At 62.5% G+C, this 24,037-nt stretch carries 15 protein-coding genes; 7 read left to right on the top strand and 8 right to left on the bottom strand.

The window, feature by feature from the left end:
* Positions 1-475: 475 nt before the first annotated feature.
* Positions 476-3,655, bottom strand: a complete 3,180-nt coding sequence (locus SINAC_RS25150) for a hypothetical protein (protein WP_015248380.1) — start codon at positions 3,653-3,655, stop codon at positions 476-478.
* Positions 3,656-3,924: 269 nt separating this feature from the next.
* Between SINAC_RS25150 and SINAC_RS25155 the strand changes: the two genes are divergently transcribed.
* A complete protein-coding gene (locus SINAC_RS25155) occupies positions 3,925-4,212 on the top strand; it encodes a hypothetical protein (protein WP_015248381.1) in 288 nt (95 codons plus the stop codon).
* Positions 4,213-4,333: 121 nt separating this feature from the next.
* Here the strand turns inward: SINAC_RS25155 and SINAC_RS25160 are convergent, their stop codons facing one another.
* Positions 4,334-5,356: a M28 family peptidase gene (locus tag SINAC_RS25160; protein WP_015248382.1), complete on the bottom strand. Its 1,023-nt coding sequence runs from the start codon at positions 5,354-5,356 to the stop codon at positions 4,334-4,336.
* A 56-nt stretch (positions 5,357-5,412) separates the two neighbouring features.
* Entirely contained in the window at positions 5,413-5,997 is a 585-nt protein-coding gene (locus SINAC_RS25165; protein WP_015248383.1) for a Maf family protein, read from the bottom strand.
* 158 nt (positions 5,998-6,155) lie between these two features.
* Between SINAC_RS25165 and SINAC_RS25170 the strand changes: the two genes are divergently transcribed.
* Entirely contained in the window at positions 6,156-11,402 is a 5,247-nt protein-coding gene (locus tag SINAC_RS25170; RefSeq protein WP_015248384.1) for a PVC-type heme-binding CxxCH protein, read from the top strand.
* A gap of 272 nt (positions 11,403-11,674) precedes the next feature.
* Positions 11,675-13,096: a mandelate racemase/muconate lactonizing enzyme family protein gene (locus tag SINAC_RS25175; RefSeq protein WP_015248385.1), complete on the top strand. Its 1,422-nt coding sequence runs from the start codon at positions 11,675-11,677 to the stop codon at positions 13,094-13,096.
* Positions 13,097-13,272: 176 nt separating this feature from the next.
* Here SINAC_RS25175 and SINAC_RS25180 read toward each other — a convergent pair whose 3' ends face one another.
* Positions 13,273-13,470, bottom strand: a complete 198-nt coding sequence (locus SINAC_RS25180) for a hypothetical protein (RefSeq protein WP_015248386.1) — start codon at positions 13,468-13,470, stop codon at positions 13,273-13,275.
* Positions 13,471-13,536: 66 nt separating this feature from the next.
* A complete protein-coding gene (locus SINAC_RS25185) occupies positions 13,537-14,637 on the bottom strand; it encodes a DUF1559 domain-containing protein (RefSeq protein ID WP_015248387.1) in 1,101 nt (366 codons plus the stop codon).
* An 843-nt stretch (positions 14,638-15,480) separates the two neighbouring features.
* Here SINAC_RS25185 and SINAC_RS25190 point away from each other — a divergent pair.
* From SINAC_RS25190 to SINAC_RS25200, 3 genes are all read left to right on the top strand, one after another.
* Entirely contained in the window at positions 15,481-17,028 is a 1,548-nt protein-coding gene (locus SINAC_RS25190) for an MFS transporter (protein ID WP_015248388.1), read from the top strand.
* Positions 17,029-17,127: 99 nt separating this feature from the next.
* Positions 17,128-17,622 carry an EVE domain-containing protein gene (locus SINAC_RS25195; RefSeq protein WP_015248389.1) on the top strand — a complete coding sequence of 165 codons (495 nt, stop codon included), beginning with the start codon at positions 17,128-17,130 and terminating at the stop codon, positions 17,620-17,622.
* Positions 17,623-17,662: 40 nt separating this feature from the next.
* Positions 17,663-18,043, top strand: a complete 381-nt coding sequence (locus SINAC_RS25200; RefSeq protein ID WP_015248390.1) for a VOC family protein — start codon at positions 17,663-17,665, stop codon at positions 18,041-18,043.
* A gap of 61 nt (positions 18,044-18,104) precedes the next feature.
* On the opposite strand, the gene SINAC_RS40215 is transcribed toward SINAC_RS25200, so the two are convergent.
* Both SINAC_RS40215 and SINAC_RS25210 read right to left on the bottom strand, forming a co-directional pair.
* Positions 18,105-18,308, bottom strand: coding sequence for a hypothetical protein (locus SINAC_RS40215; protein ID WP_015248391.1), 204 nt, complete (start codon positions 18,306-18,308; stop codon positions 18,105-18,107).
* A gap of 142 nt (positions 18,309-18,450) precedes the next feature.
* The gene (locus tag SINAC_RS25210; RefSeq protein WP_015248392.1) at positions 18,451-21,330 is read right to left on the bottom strand and encodes an ATP-dependent DNA helicase RecQ; all 2,880 of its coding nucleotides are present in this window, start codon (positions 21,328-21,330) and stop codon (positions 18,451-18,453) included.
* A 343-nt stretch (positions 21,331-21,673) separates the two neighbouring features.
* On the opposite strand from SINAC_RS25210, the gene SINAC_RS38210 reads away from it, so the two are divergent.
* Positions 21,674-22,504 carry a class I SAM-dependent methyltransferase gene (locus tag SINAC_RS38210; protein WP_015248393.1) on the top strand — a complete coding sequence of 277 codons (831 nt, stop codon included), beginning with the start codon at positions 21,674-21,676 and terminating at the stop codon, positions 22,502-22,504.
* Between the two features lie 16 nt (positions 22,505-22,520).
* Here the strand turns inward: SINAC_RS38210 and SINAC_RS25225 are convergent, their stop codons facing one another.
* Complete coding sequence (locus SINAC_RS25225; protein WP_015248394.1) at positions 22,521-23,990, bottom strand: RtcB family protein; 1,470 nt, start codon at positions 23,988-23,990, stop codon at positions 22,521-22,523.
* Positions 23,991-24,037 lie beyond the last annotated feature (47 nt).

Below are 24,037 nucleotides of genomic sequence, written 5' to 3' on the forward strand. Positions count from 1 at the left end.
GTTTTGATTCGGTAGTGGTGCAAACTCAGAATCCCGACCAGAAAAGGTCGGGAGCGGCCGTGCCATGTACGTCGAGCCCGCTTCCTTCAAAAAAGGCCTCACGCTAGCACAGGGGTGAACCCAGCGTCAACGCGATGCGAAAACGTCCGTTCCGATTTCAATCGAACGGCGTAAGGTCTGAAGGTCGACCGGGATCGGCGAGGCGTCCGTCAGGTGGCGACTCCAGAGAAATTGGACGCCTACCGTGGCGGATAGTTCCCAAAGCTTGGAAATTGACCGGGGCCGGGCCGAGGGCCGGAACCTTGACCGGTTCGCTTCTTTCGCTCGGATCGCTGTAGTTTAACATACGATGGAGCGCGCGGCGAAGTTCGCGCCTGACGGGCTCTCATAGGGAAAGCCCGGGGCGCGATTGGTTCTCGAAATCTGTCGGAGCCGTTCGGGAGAACGGCCCCCAAAAAATTTCTGGCGGGTTCGATTACCGTCTTACAGGGCTGCGCCGAACCCCTCGCTTGCCGGCTGCAGTGGCGGGGGCAGGAGCACCCGTGGCGGGGGCGGCCGGTTTCGAGCCGGGGATCGTCCGTTTGACAGGATTGTCGGCATACTGGTCGAGAGGGCCGGGGGCTGATCCTTCGACCGTCTCGACCTTGAGATCGTCGAAGTAGGCCTCGCCGAATCCGGCCAATCCCAGGGTCACGGTCATCACGCCATCGGCTGGGACTCGGCGGAAGAGGACCACCTTCGAGAACTTGGGGATCGAGCCGGCATTACGGAACTGCAAGGCTTCTCCGCCGATCGAGTCGGTGATGATGAGCCCTCCCTGCCCCGCAGCGGAGGGGTTCATCTTCTGGACGAGTACCGAGATTCGCAGGAACTGGCCGGCCGTGACACGGATCGGTGGGGTTTGGATGGCTGCGGCGGGGAAGTCGAAGAACGGGGCGAACGAGTCGAGCTGCCGCTTGTCAGTCGGCTCGACGCTCATTTTCAGGAATCGCTGTCCCGGTTCATCCTCGCTGGCCACTGACAAGATTTTTGAGGTGATCCCGTCAATTTGGTAGCTCTGGTTGATCCAGCCTGCCGACTCGAGTGTGGCGTGGTTGTCAAACGACCCCCCCTTCACGAGGTTGGCACCAAAGGAGCGGGCCATCCAGTCGAGCCAGATATAGTGTTGTGGCAGGGTGTAATAACTGACCAGGGGCGGGCTGGCCAACGGCATCAGCAGCATCGGCGTCCGGTTCCTGGCGGCCTCCTGCTCTGCCTTGAGCTCATCCACGGTCATACGCCCCCGGCGGGTCGGAGCGGGCTTGGGCGGTTCGGGGGCGACCAGCTTGGACATCTCGCCATAGGCCTTCGACCATTGGGCGAACATCAGGTGGCGGAGCGTACGACCCGCCCGTCTGGCTTCGGACCAGGCCAGGGGGTAATCCATCCGCTCGAAGTTTTCCTGGGCCGTCTTGATCATGGAGTCGGCCAGCTTCAGGAGCTTTTCTTCTTCGTTCGGGGGACGGGCACCCACGGGCAGTCGCGGAATCTTTGGGTCGTTCGGGTTGTAGAGCGTATGGCCGTCGGCGATCAGCCGGTTGGTCGTCTCTTCGACCAAGCGGAGCTGAATTCGTGCCTGTTCGATCGCGAGTTGGCAGGCACGGGGACGGACTCCGCTGATGGCGTTGAGGAGTCGATCGGCCATTCCGTGGTCGGTCGTCACCAGGATCAGGCTGGTCAGGCCGAAATCGGGCAAGGTGATCCGAACACCCCCCGGCACGCGCTGACGCATGTCGATCGCCTTCACATCACCTGGGCTGATTTCGAAAGCCTGGGCCGACTCGGGGGCCTGGATGGTGATGTTGAGGTTGTGCTTGGCCATCTGGGAAGGTTGAAACTGAGCGCCACCGGCGAAGTCGGTGACCAAGAGGAGGGTTCCCTTGTGGTCGAGCGTGCCGATCCCTGCCGCCTTGATGCTCGGGTGGGGCCTCATCTCTTTGGTCTTTACGACCTTCAAGGTGGGCGAGCTTCCCAGAGGAGGGAGGATGGGAGGATCGGGGTCGAAGGTGTCGTAGAGCGGAATCGAACCCTTGGCGTTGGCCAGGATCGACTCGCAGAGGTCGATCTCCATGTTGAGAAAGGCCATCTCGATCAGGGTCGCTCGTCCTTCATCGGTGGTCAGCCCGGCATCGCCCCGAAAGCCGATGCCTCGGTAGCCGGCCGCGAGGGCGAGGTAGGTGAACAGGCGGAGTTGCTCCGGCTGCACGCGCGGCGTGCCCCAGGAGGGGGGTTGATCTCGCCCCCAGATCGAAGCCTGGACGGAGAGGGGGGGAGAGGCCGGGAGCCAGGCAAAGAAGAGACCGTCCGGGTTATCCAGGGCCGTCAGGTCTCTCCGCTGCTTCAAGAACCTGTAGGTATCGATCGGCTCTTGAGCGGATCCCCAGGCATTGGGGCTGATCGTCATGATCGAGAGCCGCTTTGGACCGTTGGCAAAGAGGGGCAACTCGCCATCGACCCCGGCTGTCGTCAGGTGAGAGACGTCCTGGGGAAGTCCCCGGAGGGCGGCCCCCGCGGCCCTGATCCGCTCGAGCTCCAGCTTCCGTGCCTCGGGATCGATGGCGCGGCCCAGGTGGTTCCCCAGATTCCAGAACGCGACTTGGTCGCGGAACGGAGAGTTGTTGGCGGCGGCGAACATCCGGTCGGGCTCGATCGGTTTCCCTTCGAGGGTGGCGTCGAGGTCGAGCATCAACTGCAGGCCCCACTTCAACGCTTCCTTGATCCGGTCGGGCTCAGCGTCAACCTTCTCGGCGAGCACGTCGAACCCATGATGGCTGATCTGGGCCACATCGGCATCAGGCGCGCTGATCGCCGTGACGAACCAGTCGTAATCACGATTGTCGGGACCGCGACGCAGGAGTTTATTCATGCCGTCGAGCTTGACGCGGGCCGTGCTCGATGACGTGGATTTCGGTGTCTCCGGATTCGAGGCCGGCGCGGGTAAGGAGGGGCTTGGGGCCTCGGGTTTGCTGAACGCGGCCAGCGCTTCCGGGGAGACGGGCGAGATCTCCAGGTCGTCGAGGAAGACCTCGGTTTCCCCCTCGCCTCCGAAGAGATTCACGACCACGCGCTCGAGGTAGGCCCCCTGGACGTCCACGGGGCGACGTGTCGCCGCCCGGAGCACCCGCGCTTGCCGCTCGATCGACGGGCTCAGGCCTGTCAGTTCGATCCGCTGCCAGCGATCGTTATTCTCGTAACCGGTCCCTGGGATCATCACGAAGGAGGGCTGACCCGTATTCGGGTCGATGTCCTTCGGCAAGACCACCCGGCCATAGAGCCGGACACCGACCCGGTTGGATCGGACGAACAGCTCCACCTTCAAGTTCTCTCTGACGACGACCTGGGGGAGCGGATAGCTATAGAAGAACGAGCTGCCAACCCCGGCGGTGAAATGGAACCGCTCCGAGGTCTGGCCCGAGTGCGCCGCGCGATTGGATCGCTCATGCTCTTGGAGATTGATCGTGGCGTCGGTCTGCTCCTGACGCCAGACCGGCCGTGGCGTTTCAAATCCGTCACGGATCTTCTCTTCTGGCTCATCCGCGCCTTGAAGCCAGGCCGCCGAGACCGAGACCAAGGCGGTCGATACCAGCAGGACGACCCTCGTTCGACGGAAAATCATCGCCGTGACCTCCATGTCTCAGCTTCCAACCGGCGCAAACCAGTCCGTTCCTAGACTTGGACGCCAAAACCTATCCTAGAGTTGGACGCCTGATCCTATCGGTATCGCCCCAAGCCGGGAAGATCAATGCGTTGGGTCAGATGGGCTGCCCGCTGTCCAAGTCTTCGCAGATGTTAAACCTCGCTTAAATCGCCAAATTCCGACGATCGGCAGGCTTTAACCAAAACGGCGTGGTAAGTTTGGGTAGCACCTTTGATTGAGGAACTTCGATGACCGACCTATCGACAAGCTCCGCTCAGCCGTCGAGCGACCTTTTGCCGAGCGAACTCGTGCAATTGCGTGATCTGGTTCAAGCCCAACCGGCAGGCGTCCGCGCTGAGTTGGAGCCGCTCCTGGACGATGTCCTGGAACATGCTCTCTTTCGCGGCCGCGTTCTCTCGGTCGCCCGTGACGCCCTGGAGCGTCTGAGGCTCGATCTCAACATGGCCCTGTTCGACCTCGACGCGACCCGTCGCGAGCGTGAAGCGCTCCGCGACTTACTCGGCGAGCGGAACTGAATCAGGCACTCACTTCGATCAACGCGGCCAGGGATGGCCGACAGCTTTCCCTGGGGACCTCACCCGCTCATGTCGAGAGAGTTCCCCCACGCTCCTCATGAGGGATCGGCTCATCCACCGGCTAGCGTCCGCGCGTTCGGGGCTGGGAGAGCCAGGCGGTGACCACCCGGCCCACTTCGGCCATGCTGTCGCCCGAGCAGTTCTTGGGCAGGTCTTGCGAGGTGTGCCAGTATGGATAGTCGAAGTCGATCAGGTCGATCGTGGGAATCCCGCCGTTATTGAGCGGTAAGTGATCGTCCATGACGGCTCGGCCGATCCGATTGTGGAACGCGGTGGCCTTCAACTGCCGCGCGACGGCCCAGACCTCCTTGACGAGCTTTGGGGCGAGATTGAGGCTGTGCGGCTCCTGCTGGATCTTCAAGTTCTTGCCGCCGACCATGTCGAGCACGAGACCGGCTTCGTAGTTGAAGTCGGCATGTCGGCCATCGACGCCTTCGACATAGACACGCGCGAACTCCTTGGAACCGAGGAAGTACTCGCCGTCCCGGCCATAAACCAATTCCTCACCATCGAAGAGGACGAGGTCGATCCCCCAGGACGTGGGCAAGGTCTTCAAATGGTGGGCCATCTCCATTAAGAGCGCAACGCCCGAGGCGCCATCGTTCGCGCCAATGAATGGAATCGACCGCAGCTCTGGGTTTCGCTCCTCGTCAGGGAAGGGGCGGGTATCGTAATGGGCGCCGATGACCACACGCTCTTTCCGCTCGGGATGCCATGAGCCAACCAGGTTGACCATGGCGACCTGCTTGTCGCTTCTCGGGTCCTGGCCAGTGAACGGCTGCTCTGTGACCTTCGCGCCCATCTTTTGGAAGTGGGCCGAGACCAGGGCTCGCTGCTTGGCGTTGGCGGCCGAACCGGCCGGTCGCGGGCCGATCTCGCAGATTTGGGTGAGGTATTTGAACGCCCGGTTGCCGTCAATCGGGGCGGGGACGGGCATCGGGGCGGCGTCGGCCGAGCTGGGGCGGATCCGCTGGGATAATGGGAGGGCAACGGCGAAAACCAGGCCGATCAGAACCAGGAGCGCGAGAGGTGCGGTAAGGATCGGCATGGGAAGCCATCGTAAGAACAGAGGGGTGCGCCGCATCGGCTCGACTCCTGGAGGGAAACGGGTGGCTGCCCCATCATCATACGGGGTCAACCTTAGCGTGTCAGGTTCGGAAAGTTTTGCAGCAGGGCGGTGAGCCGTTCCATCGGCAAGCCGACGACGTTCGTGAAACTTCCTCGGGCGACCGAGACGAACGGGTCACTGTCCTGGACGCCATACGCCCCTGCCTTGCCTGCCCATCGGTTCGAGTCGAGGAAGGCATGCCGCTCGGCGTTGTCGAGCACCCGGAATCGGACCACGCTGATCTCGACCGCGCCCACCCACTCGTCGCGCTCCGCACGATAGAGGCAGATCCCCGTAAGGACCTTGGTGTCACGTCCTTCCTGAAGCCGGATCATTCGCTCGGCGTCGGCCCGGTCCTCCGGCTTGTTGAGGATCTCCCCTTCGACCGCGCAGGCCGTGTCGGCCGCCAGCACGAGTCCGTTACCCCGTCGCCGGGCTACGGCCGATGCTTTCCGCCAGGCGAGCAGGGCCACGTAGTCGACCGCGAGCGTGCCGGGCGTCGGCTCCGGTTCGTCGATGTCCGACGGGTCGACTTCAATGGTGTAGCCGGCCTCGGTCAGGAGTTGCTTTCGCCGGGGCGACGCACTGGCCAAAATCAAAGGGACGCTCGTAGGCATAGGCGCGGCGACTCAAGAGGACCAGCTTTGTTCTTGGGACGATTGCCCGGCCGAACCCGGTGCGTTGGCGATCCTATCGCCGGTGGACCCTTGCTAACAAGCGAGAAAGAGACGACTTTCTGAAGTCGGTTCGTGTTCGCCGGCTGAGGAGTTCCGCGATGAGCCTTCGATCCTGTCTCTGCCTGTTGATGATCGTCCTGACGACCTCCGCGTGTCAGGGCGAGCCAGACGCTGGGAATCGCCTGACATACCTCGAGGAGATCGATCCCTATCCGGTCGGTCTCAAATTTCCCAAGCTCATCACTCCTCAATGGGTGGGCGAAGACGGGGTTGAGGCCGTCGTCGTCCTGGCGGCCGACGACCTGAACGAGAACACGGCGCTCTACGAGGCCTACCTCCGGCCGATCCTCGACCGGCTCAAGCAGATTGACGGTCGGGCTGGCCTAAGCATCATGACCTGCAAGGCCAACGGCGCTGACCCCAGAGTCCAGGCCTGGCTCGCCGAAGGGGTCAACCTCGACGTTCACACCCTGACCCATCCTTGCCCGTTGCTCCAGAAGGACAACCTCGCGGCGGCCCAGCACGAGGTGCACGGCGGTGTCGACCTCTTGAACGGGATTCGCGGCAACAAGCCGGTGGCGTTCCGGATGCCTTGTTGCGACTCGCAGAACACCCCCAGCCCCCGGTTCTATGCCGAGATCTTCAACAAGACCAGTCCCGGCCGCAACTTTCTGACCATCGACTCGTCGGTCTTCCAACTCTTCACGCCCGACGATCCATCGCTGCCGCGCGAGCTGGTGCAGGATCCCGACGGCCGTGAGCGGTTCCGCAAGTACATCCCATTCTCATCATTCACGAACTACGTGGAGAACTACCCCTATCCCTACGTGATCGGCAAACTCTGCTGGGAGTTCCCGTGCAGCGTTCCGAGCGACTGGGAAGCGCAGCACCTTCAGCAGCCGAACAACCCGAAAACGGTTGAAGACATGAAGGCTGCTATTGATGCCGTGGTCATGAAACAAGGCGTCTTCAACCTGGTCTTTCACCCGCACGGCTGGATCAAGTCGGAGCAGGTCGTCGAGTTGATCGACCACGTCGTGGCCAAGCACGGCAAGAAGGTCAAGTTCCTTAATTTTCGCGAAGCCCAAGAGCGACTCGACAAGAACCTGCTCGGTGGGCATCCACTCCGGGCTTCTGATGGCCGGGATAACGGCGTGCGCGTGCTCGATGTCGATAACGACGGGTATATGGATGTGGTGATCGGCAACTCCAAGTCCCAACTCACCCGGATTTGGGAGCCGAGCAAGAAACGATGGTCACTGACCAAGTTTCCTGGGTCGCTTGTCGACGACGGCCCCAACGGGGTTCCCCAACAGCGGGGGGTCTTCGGTCGCTTTGACTCTGACGGCCGAGCCGCCGTCATTGCCGCCTTTCATGAGCATCAGCCGGCGGCCATTCAGCGATTTGTGGGGGGAGGCCAAGCGGTCGACTTCGTAGGAGCGTCGGCTCCGGTCGACCCCTCCACGCTACCCGCTGGGTGGGAACGCGACCTGCAACTCAGCCAGGGGCTCGAGGCCATCTCCGGTCGATCCACCGGCCTGCCCCAGGGGCTTCGGCTTCGCGATCTCAACGGCGACGGGCGTTGCGAGATCATCCTGAGCAATGATGCCGACAATTTGGTCCTGGCGTGGTCCCCCGCCCAACAACAGGGGGGCAGCACGTCGGCTTGGAAACCCCTGGATTTCCGGCTGCCGCCAGGGGCTCAGGTGGCCGATCGGGAGGGAGGCGATGGCGGCTTGCGGTTTGCGGACCTGGATGAAGATGGCTACGACGACCTTGTCTTTTCCCACTCGCCTTTTCACAAGAAGCAGGCCGATTCACCTGCGACGATTCCTGATTACGGTCTCTCCCTCTTTGAATCCATGACCAAAGGCTGGTCACGTGATGTCTTGAAGGGACAAAGAGGGGACGTTTCTGCGCTTCCCTTGATCGCTCAAGCAGGAATGAACCAGGGGATGTGGATCCATTCCCGTCATCTCTGGTGGCAGAACGAGGCGACCGCCAAGCTCCCCAACCTTGTCGATCGCCGCGCTTTCAACGACCTCCTTCAAGGGGTTGAGTCCAAAGCCAAATCCCCCGAGGCCTCGCGGCGATCGATTCGGGTCAATCCCGGATTTACCGTTGAGCTTGTCGCCAGTGAGCCGTTGGTGGAAGACCCGATCGCCTTCGATTGGGGGGCCGACGGCCGGCTCTGGGTTCTCGAGATGGGGGACTATCCGCTCGGCCGCGACGGCAAGGGGAAAGCTGGGGGCGTTGTCCGGACGCTCGAAGACAAGGACGGCGATGGCCGGTACGACAAAGCAACCCTCTTTCTCGATGGCCTTGCGATTCCGAGTGGTCTTCTCCCCTGGCGCAATGGGGTTCTGATCGCTTGCGCTCCCGACATTCTCTATGTTGAAGACCGCGACGGTGACGGCAAGGCCGATCACCGCGAGGTTCTCTTCACCGGTTTTCGCGAGGGGAACCCGCAGCACCGGCTCAATGGGTTTGAGCTTGGTCTCGACGGCTGGGTCTACGGGGCGAACGGCGACAGCGGCGGTGAGATCCGCTCGATCAAAACGGGGGCGATTGTCAGCATCAACGGCCGCGACTTCCGGTTCCGGCCCGACGACGGCCGGTTCGAGGCCGAGAGCGGCCAGACGCAGTACGGCCGGCATCGCGACGACTGGGGAAACTGGTTTGGCAACAGTAATCCGATCTGGGCGTGGCACTATGTGCTCGCGGACTCTGACCTCCGCCGCAATCCCCAGTTCGCCGTGCCTGACACGAGGCAGATCCTCGAGTCGGACAACAAGCTTTACCCCCTGAGCCGGACCTTGGCCCGGTTCAATGAACCGCATTCGGCCAACCGGGTCACCTCGGCCAACAGTCCCACTCCGTATCGCGACGACCTTTTCGGACGGCACTTCGAGAGTAGCCTCTTCGCCAGTGATCCGGTTCACAACCTCGTCCACCGGATGATCCTCGAACCGGATGGAGCGACGTTCCTCGGTAAACGAGGACCCGACGAGGCGGAACGCGAGTTCCTCGCCTCGGCCGATAACTGGACCCGCCCCACGATGCTCAAGACGGGGCCCGACGGAGCGCTCTGGATCGCCGATATGTACCGCGCGGTGATCGAGCACCCTGAATGGATCCCCGACGATTGGGAAGCGAAGCTCGATCTTCGCGCCGGCAGCGAGCAAGGCCGGATTTATCGCGTCTTCCCGGTCGAGAAGAGGCCCCGGCCGATCACTCGGCTCGATCGATTCGATACCGTGGGGCTGGTCGCCGCGCTTGACAGTCCGAACGGCTGGCAGCGCGACACCGCGCAGCGGCTCTTGCTCCACAAGGGAGACCGAGCCGCCGCTGGGCCTCTGCGCGACCTCGCGGCCAAAAGCAGCCGGCCCAAGACCCGTTTGCAAGCGCTCTGGACCTTGCAAACGCTCGAGGAGCTGACTGTGCCGGCCGTGATCGGAGCCCTGTCCGACCCGCATCCGCAAGTGCGTCGTAATGCGATCAAGGCGGGTTCAGTGCTGCTCAAGTCCGCTCCCGAACTGGGTGAAGCGATGCTCCGCCTGACCGGTGATCCCGATCCCCAGGTCCGGTTCCAGCTTGCCTTGAGCCTTGGAGATTGGAGTGACCCGCGCGCAGGGCGTGCCCTGGCAACCCTGATTCAGCGCGATCCGAACGATCGCTGGCTCCGCGCGGCGGTGCTCAGCTCGGCCGCCCCGCATGTCGGCTCGATCATCGCCGCACTCTTTGAGAATGCGAAGGACGAGGCTCCCTCCACGGCGATCCTCGACCCGCTGTTCGCCCTGGCTGCGACCGCAAAGGAGCGGGAAGGTCTCGCGTCCCTGGTCGAGACCTTGAGCACTCCGGCGGGGCAGGGGGGGCAATTTGCTCCTTGGCAGTTCTCGGCCCTGGCAAGCTTACTCGATGCCTCGGTTCGCGCCCGAAAGCCCGTCGCTGAGGCCGACCTGAAGCGATTCGAGAAGATTCGGGAGGCGGCTCGTGCTCTTGCTGGCGATGACAAGGCCGGTGAGGAGGACCGACTTGCAGCGGTCCGGTTGCTTGGCCGCGACAAGGAGTCGCAGAGTTTGGACCGCCCTCGGCTCGTAGGACTGCTTCGTCCCCAAGTCTCCGGAGCCCTTCAGCAGGCCGCCGTCGCCGCCCTCAGTCGCGGAGATGATCCGCAAGTCCCCACGATCCTGATTGACGGCTGGAAAGGACATTCCCCCCAACTCCGAACCGCGATCCTCGACACGCTTCTCAGCCGTGACCCTTGGACCAAGATTCTGCTCTTCTCGCTCGAGGACACCTGCCTGCCCCCCGCTGAGATTGGGCCGACGCATCGTCGCAGGCTTTTGAGCCACCGGGATGCCGCGCTCAAGGCCCGCGCCGAGGCCGTTTTCTCACGCGAGACGAGCACTCGGCAAGAGGTCATCGCCGCCTACCAGACGGCCACGACCTTGCCAGGCAATGCAGCCACTGGTGCCGCTTTGTTCAAGAAAGTTTGTGCGACCTGCCATCGGGTTGGCCAGGAAGGGGCTGAGGTTGGTCCTGACCTCGCGGCCTTGACGGACAAATCGCCTGGGGCCCTCCTGGTGGCGATCCTCGACCCTAACCGGGCCCTGGAAGCGAAGTACGCCAACTTCACGGTTCAGACGACCGACGGGCGGGTCTTGACTGGCCTGATCGCCAGCGAAACCGCCACGGCCGTGACTCTCAGACGCCAGGAAGGGAAGGAAGACGTCCTGCTCCGTGCCGAGATCGACGAGATCGCGGCGTCCGGTCAATCCCTGATGCCCGAAGGGTTGGAGAAGGACCTCAAGCCGCAGGATGTCGCCGACTTGCTCGCCTTCTTGGGGGCAGTGGGGCCGCCGCCGAAGCAGGTGGAGGGGAACCGGCCGGAACGAGTGACCCCGGGGGCCGACGGAACGATCGCCCTCCGGGCCGAGACGGCTGAGCTCTATGGAGATACACTCACGTTCGAGGCCAAGCACAAGAATCTGGGTTATTGGGGACGCCCCAGCGATCGCGCGGTCTGGAAATTCGTGAGCGAGCGGCCTGGCCGCTACCGCGTCTGGATCGACTGGGCGTGCGACAATGACTCGGCGGGCAACTCGCTCCTGCTCGAACTCGGCAGCCAGCGACTCGAGCACCCCGTCACGGGGACGGGCGACTGGGACACGTATCAATCGGCCGACATCGGTGAAGTGACGCTCACCCCCGGTGCCCACCGGCTCGAGCTTCACTCCGCAGGCCCGGTCAAAGGGGCCTTGCTCGATCTCCGCTCGGTCGAGCTTCGGCCGGTTCCGGACCCCGCGAAGCCAACCACGCCGGGCTCCTGCTGCAACCCTTAACCCTTAGGGCGAGCTACCGCCGTCTTTGTCGAATTCGGTCTGGGCGCGTGTTCTCTGCCTGGCTCACGGGTTAAGTCCAATCCGTGGTCCCAGGGCCATGCTCGGGCTGACTTTGTCGCTCGGCTGGAGCGACAACCGGTGGGTGGATACACCATTCATCGGCAACCTTCTCGAACCACGACGCACAAAGCCTTCTCGCACAGGAATCATGATACTCTGCGTTTCTACGCCTGAGTTGATAAGTGTTTGATGGAAAACGAAGAGGGTGCTCCATGCCTCCGACCCCCGAGCTCGATGTCAGACCGCTTGCCGCCTCGCTTTTCCTCCTGCCGATCAAGACGCGGGTTCCCCTGAAGTTTGGACCTGAGATCACGACTGAAGTCACCTGCGCCCGCGTTCGCCTGACGGTCAGTGCGGCCTCAGGTCGTGAGGCTGTCGGTTGGGGTGAGACTCCGCTCAGCGTCCAATGGGTCTGGCCGAGTGCGCTCTCGTACGAGGCGAGGCTCGAGACCTTGAAGCGGTTCACCGTGCTGCTGGTGGATGCCTGGACCTGCTTCGAAGAGACGGGGCACCCGCTTGAAGTCGGCCATGCATTTCAGAAGCAGGTGCTTCCGGGGCTGCTCGAGGCCATCAACGCAGAGCGTGGACCGGACGCCGAGCCGATGCCCTGGCTGGCAGCCCTGGTCTGCTGCTCGGCGTTCGACCTGGCGCTTCATGACGCCTATGGCGTCCTGCACGGTGTGCCGACTTATCAGACCTATAATAAGTCGTTCATGAATTACGACCTCTCACGCTATCTGACGCCCGCCCAAGGGACCGACATTTCCTTCGTGGGGAAGTATCCCGAAGACTTCTTTGCATCCCCCCCGGCAAAGACGCTCCCGGCGTGGCACCTGGTCGGCGGGAAGGACCCGCTGGACCCGTCGGAATTGACCGGCGAGGAGCCCGACGATGGCTATCCTGTGCTCTTGCGCGACTGGATTCAGCGTGATGGGCTCAATTGCCTCAAGGTCAAGCTGCGGGGCGACGACTACGCGTGGGACTATGACCGGCTGGTCAAGGTGGGCCAGATCGCCATCGAAGAACAGGTGGATTGGCTGACTGCCGACTTCAACTGTACGGTCGACGACCCGAGTTACGTGAACCGGATTCTCGACCAGTTGGTTGAGGAATACCCGCGGCTTTACGGGATGATCCTCTACGTCGAGCAACCGTTCCCCTACGAGCTCGAAACCCATCGGATCGATGTCCACAGCGTCTCCGCGCGGAAACCGCTGTTCATGGACGAGAGCGCGCATGACTGGCACTTGGTCCGGCTCGGCCGGTCCCTGGGCTGGACCGGGGTTGCCTTAAAGACCTGCAAGACGCAGACGGGCGCCTTGCTCAGCCTCTGCTGGGCTCGCGCCCACGGGATGACCTTGATGGTGCAGGACCTGAGCAATCCCATGCTGGCTCAAGTACCTCACGTCCTCCTCGCGGCTCACGCCGGGACGATCATGGGCGTCGAGACAAACGGCATGCAGTACTACCCTGAGGCCTCGCTGCCTGAGTCCACGGTTCATCCCGGCCTCTATCGACGCCAGGGTGGGGTACTCGACCTCTCAACGCTGAACGGTCCCGGATTCGGCTATCGGCTCGATGCGATTCCACGTGATTTGCCTGCCTCAGCCGCGGAGAGCCGTTGGATTGGGTAGCCGATGGAGACACTCGGAAAAACTCTGACTTTGACTGCACTTTTCAGGAGGCACGGAGAGCGAGGCCTCTTTGTCGCTCGTTCCACGAACCAGGTAGGTCGTGTCCTCCCCATAAAAAACGAACTCCCCGAGGTCGGGGAGTCGCGTTTCAAATCCTGTCCGGGTAAGGCTGATGCTTACGACTTCTTAGCCGGTGCCTTCTTGATGGGGCCGGGGGCCATCCCGCCGCCTCCCATGAGCTTTTTCGCTTCCGCAGCTGCGGCACCGGGGTCTTTCTGCTGTGGGGTTGGTTCGGAACTTGCGCCGCCCCCATCGCAACCCATGACGAAGCCGGCGAGAAACATTGTCGCGATCGAGCGTCTCAGTCGTTTCATTGACGTTAGCCCCTGCCGATAACTCGGAAACGAAACGGATCTTGCCAGGGTTGGGTGATTTGCCGATCAGTACGCGTCGGCGCTGATCACTTCACCAAGGTTCCGGCTTCCAATCGCCCACCACGTCTGTTGGTTGATCGAGTCCTTGATGAACTTGACCGAGCCGTCGGCCATGGTCATGTTGACGCCACCGGAATGATTGCTCGTCGCCGAGATCAAATCGACGAGGCTGCCCGGAGGAGCTCCTACGTGGCAGGAGAGACCATTGGGCGTGTTGAAGTGATTATAGGTATTGAACCGCAGGGTTCCCGCATGGGACCCGGCCCATGAGGCGCCGTTGATCCATGTGGCGTTAACGAGGCCTGCCGTGTCGGTCGTGCCCGGAAGACTCTTGCATTGGCTGAGGGCCGCCTGCGTCATGCCGCCGTCGCCCGCATCGAGGTTCACCGGCCCTGCGATCTTGTAGGTCACACGCTTCGCCAGAGACGACGTGACGGGCACATTCTCTTGATTGTCGCTGCTCAATCCAATCAGCTTTTCGCTGAACAGCGCCGTGTTCGAGGTGCCGTCGGTCACGCTCTCAAAACCGAACGATCCCATATTCGAGTTCACGTTGCACTGACAGTCCCCGACCATGGAATTCCCCATGGGGACGATCGTTCCACTCCAGCCTCGGATGGATCCGGGACCACCGAAGTTACCGGCGTAGCTGATCCACGAGTTGAAAGGACTGAAGGGCGATGTTTTCAGGCTTTCCGAGGGACAAACCAGCGAGTTGATCTTCACGGAAGAGACGGTCACGGAGTTGATCGGATCCTGGGCACCCCGGGAGAAGTTGGCTGCGTTGTAGATGGCCTGCTGCTCCATCATCGGGAGGATCATGACGGCCCAACCCAGGGGCCAGTCGCCTGTCGCAGGAACCATCGGGCCGATCGCCTCCGATTTGGTGAAGTTCGACATCAGCGGAGGCAAGACGTTGTGCGTGGAGTGGTAATTGTGGACCGCCAACCCCAGTTGCTTCAGGTTGTTGACGCACTGGGAGCGTCGGGCCGCCTCGCGGGCCGCCTGAACGGCAGGGAGGAGCAAGGCGATCAGGACCGCGATGATGGCGATCACCACCAGCAGCTCAATCAATGTAAAACCGTAGCGACGAGCTCGCATAAGCATCTATACTCCGAGTCGTGTGTAGTAATGAAAAAGAGAAGGGGGGAACTGATTTTCAAACTTACGCGATACGGGCCCGCTGTGCAAGTCGCGATGCGGGTTTTCGCTTAAGAAACGGTCAAGATCCCTCAAATTCTGGCAGAAAGACTCGCATAAACCATCGGATCGCCGTGATGATAAGACATCAAAATCGCATCGAAACTGCATGTGCTGCGACTATGCACGCACGCTTTCGACATCTTTGAATCGAGATTGCTTACGACCGGGCCTGAATCTCGTGTCGGCGAAAATGGCTTCAGGGGCCGCTCAAGCCTCCCCGTACATTTCGCTGTACGCAGATATGATGCCTAGCTTTGGTTTTGTCCATAAATTGAGAGCGCGCCTTCAAGCGGTTGTCGCTTGGGATTGCCCATCACGCTTGAGTGACGAGGGGCCAGCTTGGGACTCGAGCTTCTCTCTCCAGCCGGATGGTGCCCGAAACCGGTCTCCAACCCGCCGGCTCGCTTGCTCTTTGACTGACCGGAGAGTCCGTAACGCTTTGTTGGGAATGTTTCTGATCGTTGTTGAGAACTTTCACGACGGTCATGCCCCTGACGCAAGAATGGTCAGGGGAGGGCAGAATTCACCGTGACTTCTTCCGTCAGGGGGTGGAGGGGGTTGCAAATCGTTCTCTGTGGTCGTTCCTCGACCAGATTCGGAACGAACTCCGCGCATTCGAGATGTGTCGATCGGGAGCCTGGAGAACCGACCACTGTCTGCCCGAGAGTTTGGCGGGCTCGATAGAATAGTTGGTGTCGGCCCTGAATGGCCGGATGGTTCGATCTCAACATCACGGGGAGTTTATCAATGTCGGTGGTGGAAAACGAGGCCACGATGCCCGGTCGTGCCATGGTCACGCTGGCTCTTTTGCTGGCGATGGCGGTCGCGGCCTTGGAGCAGACGGTGGTCTCGACCGCGATGCCGAGCATCATCGCTCAGTTGAAGGGACTCGACATTTACCCGTGGGTCTTCTCGGCCTACTTGCTCGCCGCCACCGTCTCGACGCCGATCTATGGGAAGTTGGCCGACATCTTCGGACGCAAACGAATTCTCCTTTTCGGCTTGGCCTTGTTCGCCCTCGGTTCGATGCTCTCCGGAATGGCCCAGAGCATGCCGAGCCTGATCGCGATGCGGGTGGTTCAAGGACTGGGGGCCGGTGCGCTCGGACCGATTGTCCTGACCATGCTCGGTGACCTCTTCACGCTCCAGGAGCGTGCTAAGGTGCAAGGACTCTTCAGCGCCGTCTGGGGCGGGTCGAGCCTGATCGGTCCCGCCCTGGGGGGGATTCTGACCGACCGGCTCTCGTGGCGCTGGGTCTTCTTCGTGACCGTTCCCTTCGGGCTGATCTCGGCCTGGATCCTGATGCGCTACGTACATGAGAAGGTCGAGCGCAAGAGCGTTGCGCCGATTGACTGGGGAGGGGCGACTTTACTGGCGGTCGGCTCATTCCTCTTACTGATGGGGGTATTGGGGGGGACCGAGATCTCCAGTCGGGGAACCGTTGGCTTGCTGGCCATGGCGGCCGTCACCCTCATGCTCTTCGTGCGACAGGAACGGGTGGCGGCCGACCCGGTCTTACCGCTCGACCTGGTGCTCTCGCCGCATATTGGCTCGGCGATCGCCGGAAGCTTTCTGATCGGCGCCTTGCTGTTCGGGATCGATACCTACATCCCCTTGTTCATGCAGGGGGTTCGTGGCGGCACAGCGACCTCGGCGGGGAAGATGATCACGCCCCTCTTCCTCTCGTGGTCGATCAGCGTTGCTGTTGCGGCCAAAGTTGTGGTGCGGCTTGGGTTCCGGCGGACGGCCGTCGTCGGTTCGTTATTCATTACCGCGGGGGTCTTCAGTTTGGTTGTCGGCGCCGCTCAGCCTTCCGCCTCGGGGCCCTTCTTCCTGGTTGGGATGGTTGTCATCGGGATCGGCATGGGACCGGCCTCGTTGAGCTATATCCTGAGCGTGCAGAACGAGGTCAACTGGGGCCGGCGTGGTGTGGCCACTGGCGCGGTGACGTTCTTCCGGACGATGGGGGGAGCGCTTGGGGTCGGTGTGTTGGGGGCGACTCTTGCATTCATGCTGGCACGTCGGCTCGCGGCCTCCAACGCGGTGGGAATCGACATTGCCGCCGCCCTTCGGCCGGAGACGCACAAGCTTCTCACCGGACCGCAGCTCATGGCTGTCCAGGCCGCACTCGGGCGGTCGCTCCGCGACGTCTTTCTCCAGATGTTTGCCATGGCCGTTCTCGCTTGCCTCTGCTCGTTCGGCCTACGGGGGGGGAGAGCTGTCGCTCAAGGGAACAGCGCGACCAGCGCGTTGGATCAGAAGGCCGTCGAGTTGACGGTCGGCATCGAGCATTGATCGTCGATCTGCTATGCTTTGGCCCGCTGTCCTCCGCGCCGACCGGCGCGGGGGACCTTTGGTTGCCACGATCCCCCTCCGATAGGGTCGTCAAAGCGCATGGCAAACTGGCTATTCAAGTCTGAGCCCAACTGTTTCTCGTTCGCCGACCTCGAAGCCGAGCCTGACAGGACGACCGGCTGGGGCGGCGTCCGGAATTTCCAGGCGCGGAACATGCTCCGCGACGCGGTCGAAGTTGGCGATCGCGTTCTGTTTTACCACTCGAACGCCAATCCGCCGGCCATTGCCGGGATTGCCGAGGTCGTTCGCGCGGGGCATGCCGATCCCACGGCATTCGACTCCGAAGACGATCACTACGACCCCAAGAGTGATCCGGAGAAACCGACCTGGTTTCAGGTCTCGATTCGCGCTGTGAAAGCGATCGACCCTCCCCTCGGGTTGCCCGAACTCCGTACGGTCAGTGCCCTCAATGGCATGGAACTGCTCCGGAAGGGGAGCCGGCTCTCGGTGCAGCCGGTGAGTGACGCGGAGTGGGATGCGGTGATCGCCTTGACCGCGAAGAAGGCGACGACGTCGAAACCCAAGACCCGCTGACCGATCGACGATTTCTGATTCTGATTCGGAGATGCCTCGTATGGCCAAGATAGAGCATTTCGCGATCTACGCGAAGGACGCCCCTGCGCTCAAGGATTTTTACGTCGACGCTATGGGCATGCGCGTGGTGCTCGACAGCGGCGGCAATCCGCCCGGCTACTTCCTGGCCGATGACGGTGGGATGGCCATTGAGATCATCGGGCGGCCACCGGGAGAATGCGGCACCAACCAGCGATGGATCTGCCATCTCGCCTTCTGGGTCGATGACTTTGCGGCGGAGCGTGCGGCCCTGGAAGCGCGTGGGATGGTTTTTGAGATGGAAACGCTCGTGGACAATGACACGTTTCGCACGGGTTTCTTCAACGATCCCGAGGGGAACCGCGTTCAGATCGTCTGGCGAAGCCGGAAGCTTGACTCGTGATGGGAGGCTCCCCGCTCGCCTTTTACGGGCGAGCGAAGAGGGAGTTCGCCTGGCAGAGGATTCAGGCCGACTGGCTCTGAGTGGGGATTTCGCCGCGCCACTCGATCCGGTAGTGATTTTCCGCGGCGAATTTCTCGATCTCGGTTCTCGACTGGGGAACCTCAGTCCGGGAGATCTCGCGGTAGAAGCCGCTTCCCGAGCGTTTCCAGGCGACTTCCTCGCCGTACCAGAGACCATCGAGATAGTAGACGATCAAGCATTTCATAGCCGCGGATCCCGAGTGTTCCGGGATTGGGCCGTGTGCGGCCTTCATCCCCTTCTTTTTGAGACACGACCGGAGGTCTTCAGACGGACGGATCCAGAAGACCAAGGACATGATAAGTGACGGCCAGAGACCTGCCAAGCCTCTATCCCTGAGCACGGCAGGCCAGGTAGAGGTTCCACATCGCTTCGGACGCGTCGCGGTAAGGCGACGGAGAAGTCACATTCCCTTGTTCGGCCCGCCACTCATCCCACCTCTTCAGGACTTCGGGATCCAGGAAGGCCTCCGGGGCGACCTTTCGTCCCTGGCGCGCCGCCAGGGTCAAGTGGCGGAGGATCGCCGAGAAGTCGAGCCCCCGAATCGCTGCGGCCTCGTCGAGCTTGAAGCCACGATCGATCAGGCGGCAGGTCCATTCCTCGGTCGGGATGTAAGAGGACGACGGCGATCGGTCCGTCCGGACTTCGACCTCGGTGGGCGTGGTCTTGGATTTCAGGGGCCGCTCCAAGGCCGGCGAAGGTGCCGTCTTGAGCGCGGGCGCAGCCTTGGGCAAAGCAGCAGGTGCTGCACCAGGTGAGGGAGCAACTGGGCGGTCGGCGTGCTGGGCGATCGCGGCGAGGAGCGACGCTCCATGGCGCTCGATTCGCGCCGGCCCCAATCCCTTGATCCCGGCGAGTTCTTTCGGGTTCGACGGCCGTTCCCGGACCAGGGCGTCCAGGGTCTGGTTGGTGAAAATGCAGTAGGAGGGCTGTTTCGCTTCGCGAGCCCATTCGCTGCGAAGGCTCTTGAGGTGCCCCCAGAGCGGGTCGCCCGCCAGGGCCGAGGCCTCGGCGTCGGCGCCATCCTCGTCATGGGGGGCGGCTTGTGCTGAGGCGGCCGGGCGAGGGGCCGCGAGGCGTTCCAGCCCGCCGTTGGTGAGCTTGGCGGCGATCGCATCGGGAAGCGTCAAAACGAGCGGATGGGCGACTTGCCCTTTGAGCAATTCCCATCCTTGAGCAGCCAGGTTGGCCACCGGTCGGAACCGGTCCACTTCCTGATATTCGACGAAGCCGGATGAGGCGAGCGCATCGAGGATCTGCACGACTTCGGGCTGGCGAAACTCGGCCAGGATCCCATAAGTGCTCAGGTGCTTCAGCCCCCATCGGTCCATCTTTTCGGAGCCGGAACCGGTCAGCATCTGCGCGATGACGGTCTTGCCGAAGCGCCCCTTGGCGCGGGCGACTCCGGAGAGGACCTTGAGAACCACCTCGCGTCCCGCCGTCGAGTCGATTGGAACGCCGGCGTGAGGGGTGGCCAGGCCGTCGCCCAGGCCGCAATTGTCGCAGTGGCCACAGTGAACTCGGGAGGCGGAAGCATCACCGAAGTAGCTGAGGATATAGGAGCGGCGGCACTGGCGGGTCTGGGCATACCGGACCATTCGCTCGAGCTTGTCGTACTCGCGCTGCTTGCGCTTCTCGAGGGCGGTGAAATCGATCTCGAGGTCGCGTGCCTTGCGACTTCGGTCGATTACGCGGATTGCGTTGCCCCGGAATGGAGGGATGTAGTCGATCGGCAGTTCCGCGGCCAGGGTTCGAAGGGCCCGATTGAGTGCGGGGCGGTCGAGGCCGAGGGTGGTGGCGAAATCGTCGGGATGGAAGTAGATGGTCTCGCCAAAACGGCGGTTGACCAGTCCTTCCAGGCCGAGGACGACGGTCCGCTGGACGTGCGCCTGCGACCCGAGGCGACGGGTCAGGCTGGGCTCGTCGGCCTCGGCATTGATTCGGACGATCGCCATGTTTTCGCGAGGGAGGAACTTCTCGAGCGCGCCTGCGCCTTCGAGAATCTTGATCGCTGTGCCGACGGCCGACTCGTTCAGCTCGATCCCGGCCGACTCCTTGATCTCGGCATGGGTGAGCTCGATCGGATCCGACTCGAGCGCGCGGAGGAAGTTGAAGACCTGAAAAACGGTGTCGGCGGGAGGATATTCATTCTCGATGAACATCTCCTGGAGGAATCGATCCCCCAGGGCGAAGAGGAGCACGCAACGGGCTGAATTCCCATCGCGCCCCGCACGGCCGGCCTCCTGATAGTACGCCTCGAGCGTCCCCGGCATGTTGAAGTGGATCACCGAGCGGATATTCGCTTTATTGACCCCCATGCCGAACGCGTTTGTGGCGACGACGATCTCAGCCTCGCCCGACATGAACCGATCCTGGGCGGAGTGCCGTTCTTCGCGGCTCAGCCCTGCGTGGTAGATCGCCACCGAGCGATTGAGCTGGTTCTCGAGGAACTGGCCGACCGACTCGCACCGGGCCCGGCTCGACGCGTAGATGACCGAGGGGCCTCGGTTTTGCTCGAGCGTCTGGGCGAGCGCCACCAGCTTATCAGCGTCGCGCCGGGCCTCGACGACCGCATAGCCGAGGTTGGGGCGGTCGAAGCCGGTGACGAACTGCGCGGGGTCCTGGAGATCGAGCTGGTCGGCGATATCCCGGCGCACCAGATCGGTGGCGGTGGCCGTGAGCGCGATGCAGGGCGGAGCCCCGATCCGCCGCCGGGCCAGGCCGATCTTGGCGTAGTCGGGGCGAAAGTCGTGCCCCCACTCGCTGATACAGTGGGCCTCGTCGACCGCCAGCAGCGACGGGCGGATCTTCGCCATCGCCTCCACGAACCGAGGGCTGCGGAACCGTTCAGGGGCGACGTAAACGAGGTCGTATTGCCCAGCCTCAATTTCTTGGAGCCGGGTCCGTTGTTCGGCTGGATCGAGCGAACTGTTCAGCAGCGTGGCGCGCACGCCGCGCTGAATCAGGACGTCCACCTGATCCTTCATCAGGGCGATCAGGGGACTGACGACCAGGGTCATCCTGGGCAGCAGGAGGGCGGGCAACTGGTAACAGAGGCTCTTACCGCCACCGGTCGGCATGACGCAGAGGACGTCGCGACCTTGGACGACGTTCTCGATCACCTCGCGTTGGCCAGGCCGAAATTGCTCCAGGTCGAACCGTTCTCGGAGCGTCCGTTCGAGGTCGATCGCGCTTTCCGCCACGCTCATGAACGTCGATCCTTCGGGATAAACTCCAGGGACTTCACATTATAGAGAAAACAACCTCTCCAGGCGAGCGAGGATAACAGGTTGGCAGATGGACAGGTTAGGGCTTGCTCGACGGATTTCCACGAAAATCGCGCGCCTATCCGGTGGAATTCACCGGGGCGGTTCTGCCTGGCAGTCGGTCGGGGCCGACGGATCTTGACGAAAACGAAGAGTTGCATTAAATCCATGCGCGAATGAGACTCTCGCCATCGCAGAATGGATGAGTGCGTTGGCGGGCGTTCCCGTCGTCTGGAACCAGACGGAACACTCCCATCTCGTTACCGAGAGATTGAAGAGGATCGCCATGCCCCTTGCGGCCAGGGTTTCCGGCATCGCCAATTCCCTGCACCGGCGATTTCGCCAACGAGAACGCGAGGAGGAGCAGGAGCCGGCCGTTGCGTCTCTGCCTCTCCAGCCTCTTCTCGATCCGGACGTCGAGCGGCTTGTCGAAGTCTTTCGCCAGCGGGTCCGGGAGAGGTGGTCGAGTCCGGTGCATCGGGCGTTCCTCGAGAACGACCTGAACCACGTCCGCCGCTATGCGCTCTCCTTGAGTTGGATTCCCCAGGGGGAGGGGCTGATCCTCGATCCCGCCAGTGGAGCGGGGCACTTTTGCGACGTCCTGCGCGAAGAGCGTGGATATACTCTCGAAATGCCTCGTTACTTCAACCTGGAGAAGGAGGCCGCACCGTACCCCGACGCGACCTTCGATGGCGTCCTCTTGATGGAGGTGCTCGAGCATTTCACGGCCGACCCGATGTTCGCGCTCGCTGAGCTGAGTCGGGTCTTGAAGCCGGGGGGATTCTTACTCCTGACGACTCCGAACCTCGCGAGTTGGGTTGCCTTGCACAACCTGATCAACCACGCGTCTCCCTATCTCTACGGCGTGTTCATCCGCCAGGGAGATACGGACCGGCACAATCGCGAGTACACCGTGGATGAGGTTGGGAAGCTCGTCACCGCTGCCGGGTTTGGGGTCGAGCGGCTGGCAGGGATTCCGGCTTATCCCTCGCACGATCACCTGCCAGCCATTCCCGGGGTCGACCCACGAGACCGTGGCGACACCACCTTCTGCCTCTGCCGGAAGGAGGGGCCGGTGGTCGACCGCTATCCCGACTGGTTATACACCTCGTGGTGAGTGAACCGGTCCAGGATTACCCTTTGATGACGCCGACGGGGCGGAGCCGGGCCACTTTCTTGGAAATGCCCGCCTTGTCGACGACTTCGACGACCTGGTCGACGTCTTTGTAGGCGGCCGGCTGCTCCTCAGCCAATCCCTTATGGCCCCGGGCGCGGGCGATGATGCCGATCGCGTCGAGTTCCTTATCAATTCTCCGATCGCCCGCGAGTTTAATGGCGGCCGTCCGGCTCATCATTCGCCCGGCGCCGTGGCAGGTTGTGCCGAAGGTTTGCTCCATACTTCCCGGCAGGCCGGCGAGGACCCAGCTCGCAGTTCCCATGCTGCCCGGAATGATCACCGGCTGGCCGATCTTGTGGTACTCGTCGGGGATTTCCGGATGGCCAGGGGGGAACGCGCGGGTTGCCCCTTTGCGATGGACGCAGACTTGCTTCGAGATGCCTCCGCCGACCTGGTGGTGCTCGAACTTCGCGATGTTATGGGCCACGTCATAGACGAGGTCCATGCCGAGCGATTCCCAAGGGGTCCCGAGGACCCGCGCGAAGACCTCACGCGCCTGGTGCGTGAGCAACTGCCGGTTGCACCAGGCGTAGTTCGCCGCCGCGCGCATCGCGCCCAGATACGACTGGCCTTCGGGACTGCGGACCGGAGCGCAGGCGAGCTGCGGGTCGGGCAGCGAGAATCCGTACCGTTTGGGGGCTCCTTTGAAGACCCCGAGGTAGTCGTCGCAGACCTGATAGCCGAGCCCGCGCGACCCGGAGTGGATCAGGACGGTGACCTGCCCCTCGCGCAAGCCCATGACGTCGGCCGCTTCCTGGTCATGGATCCGGTCCACGACCTGCACCTCGAGGAAGTGGTTCCCCGACCCAAGCGTTCCGCACTGGTCATAGCCCCGCGTGAACGCCCGGTCGCTGACCCGATCGGGATCGGCCCCATCGAGCCGGCCCCCCGCCTCGGTGAACCCGAGGTCGCGCACGGTTCCCCAACCTTGTTCGACGACGTAGGCTGAGCCTTGCTCCATCAACCGGCTGAGCTTCGGCTTATCGAAGAGGAACCGGCCTCGCTGGCCGACGCCTGTGGGAATTTCCCGGAAAAGCTCGTCGACGAGCTGGCGAATTCGCGGTTTAACCTCGTCCCAGGCAAGGTCCGTACGGAGCAGTCGGACGCCGCAGTTGATGTCATAGCCAACCCCGCCCGGCGAGATCACCCCCCCTTCCTCCGGGTCGGTCGCGGCCACGCCGCCGATGGCGAAGCCGTACCCCCAGTGAATGTCGGGCATCGCCAGGCTGGCCTTCTGAATACCCGGCAGGGTCGCTACGTTCACAACTTGCTCAGGGCCTTGGTCTTTCTTAATCTGGGCGATCAGCGACTCGTCGGCGAAGATCAGGCCGTCGACGCGCATATCGTCTCGATAAGTCTTGGGAATCCGCCATTGGCAAGTTCCCACCTGCTCCAACGGACCCGTATATCCACTATTCTTAGCCATCGCTTCTCGCTCCGGGGGCAATCTCACCACGGAATACACGTATGAAT

The sequence above is a fragment of the Singulisphaera acidiphila DSM 18658 genome (assembly GCF_000242455.2).
Lineage (GTDB): Bacteria > Planctomycetota > Planctomycetia > Isosphaerales > Isosphaeraceae > Singulisphaera > Singulisphaera acidiphila.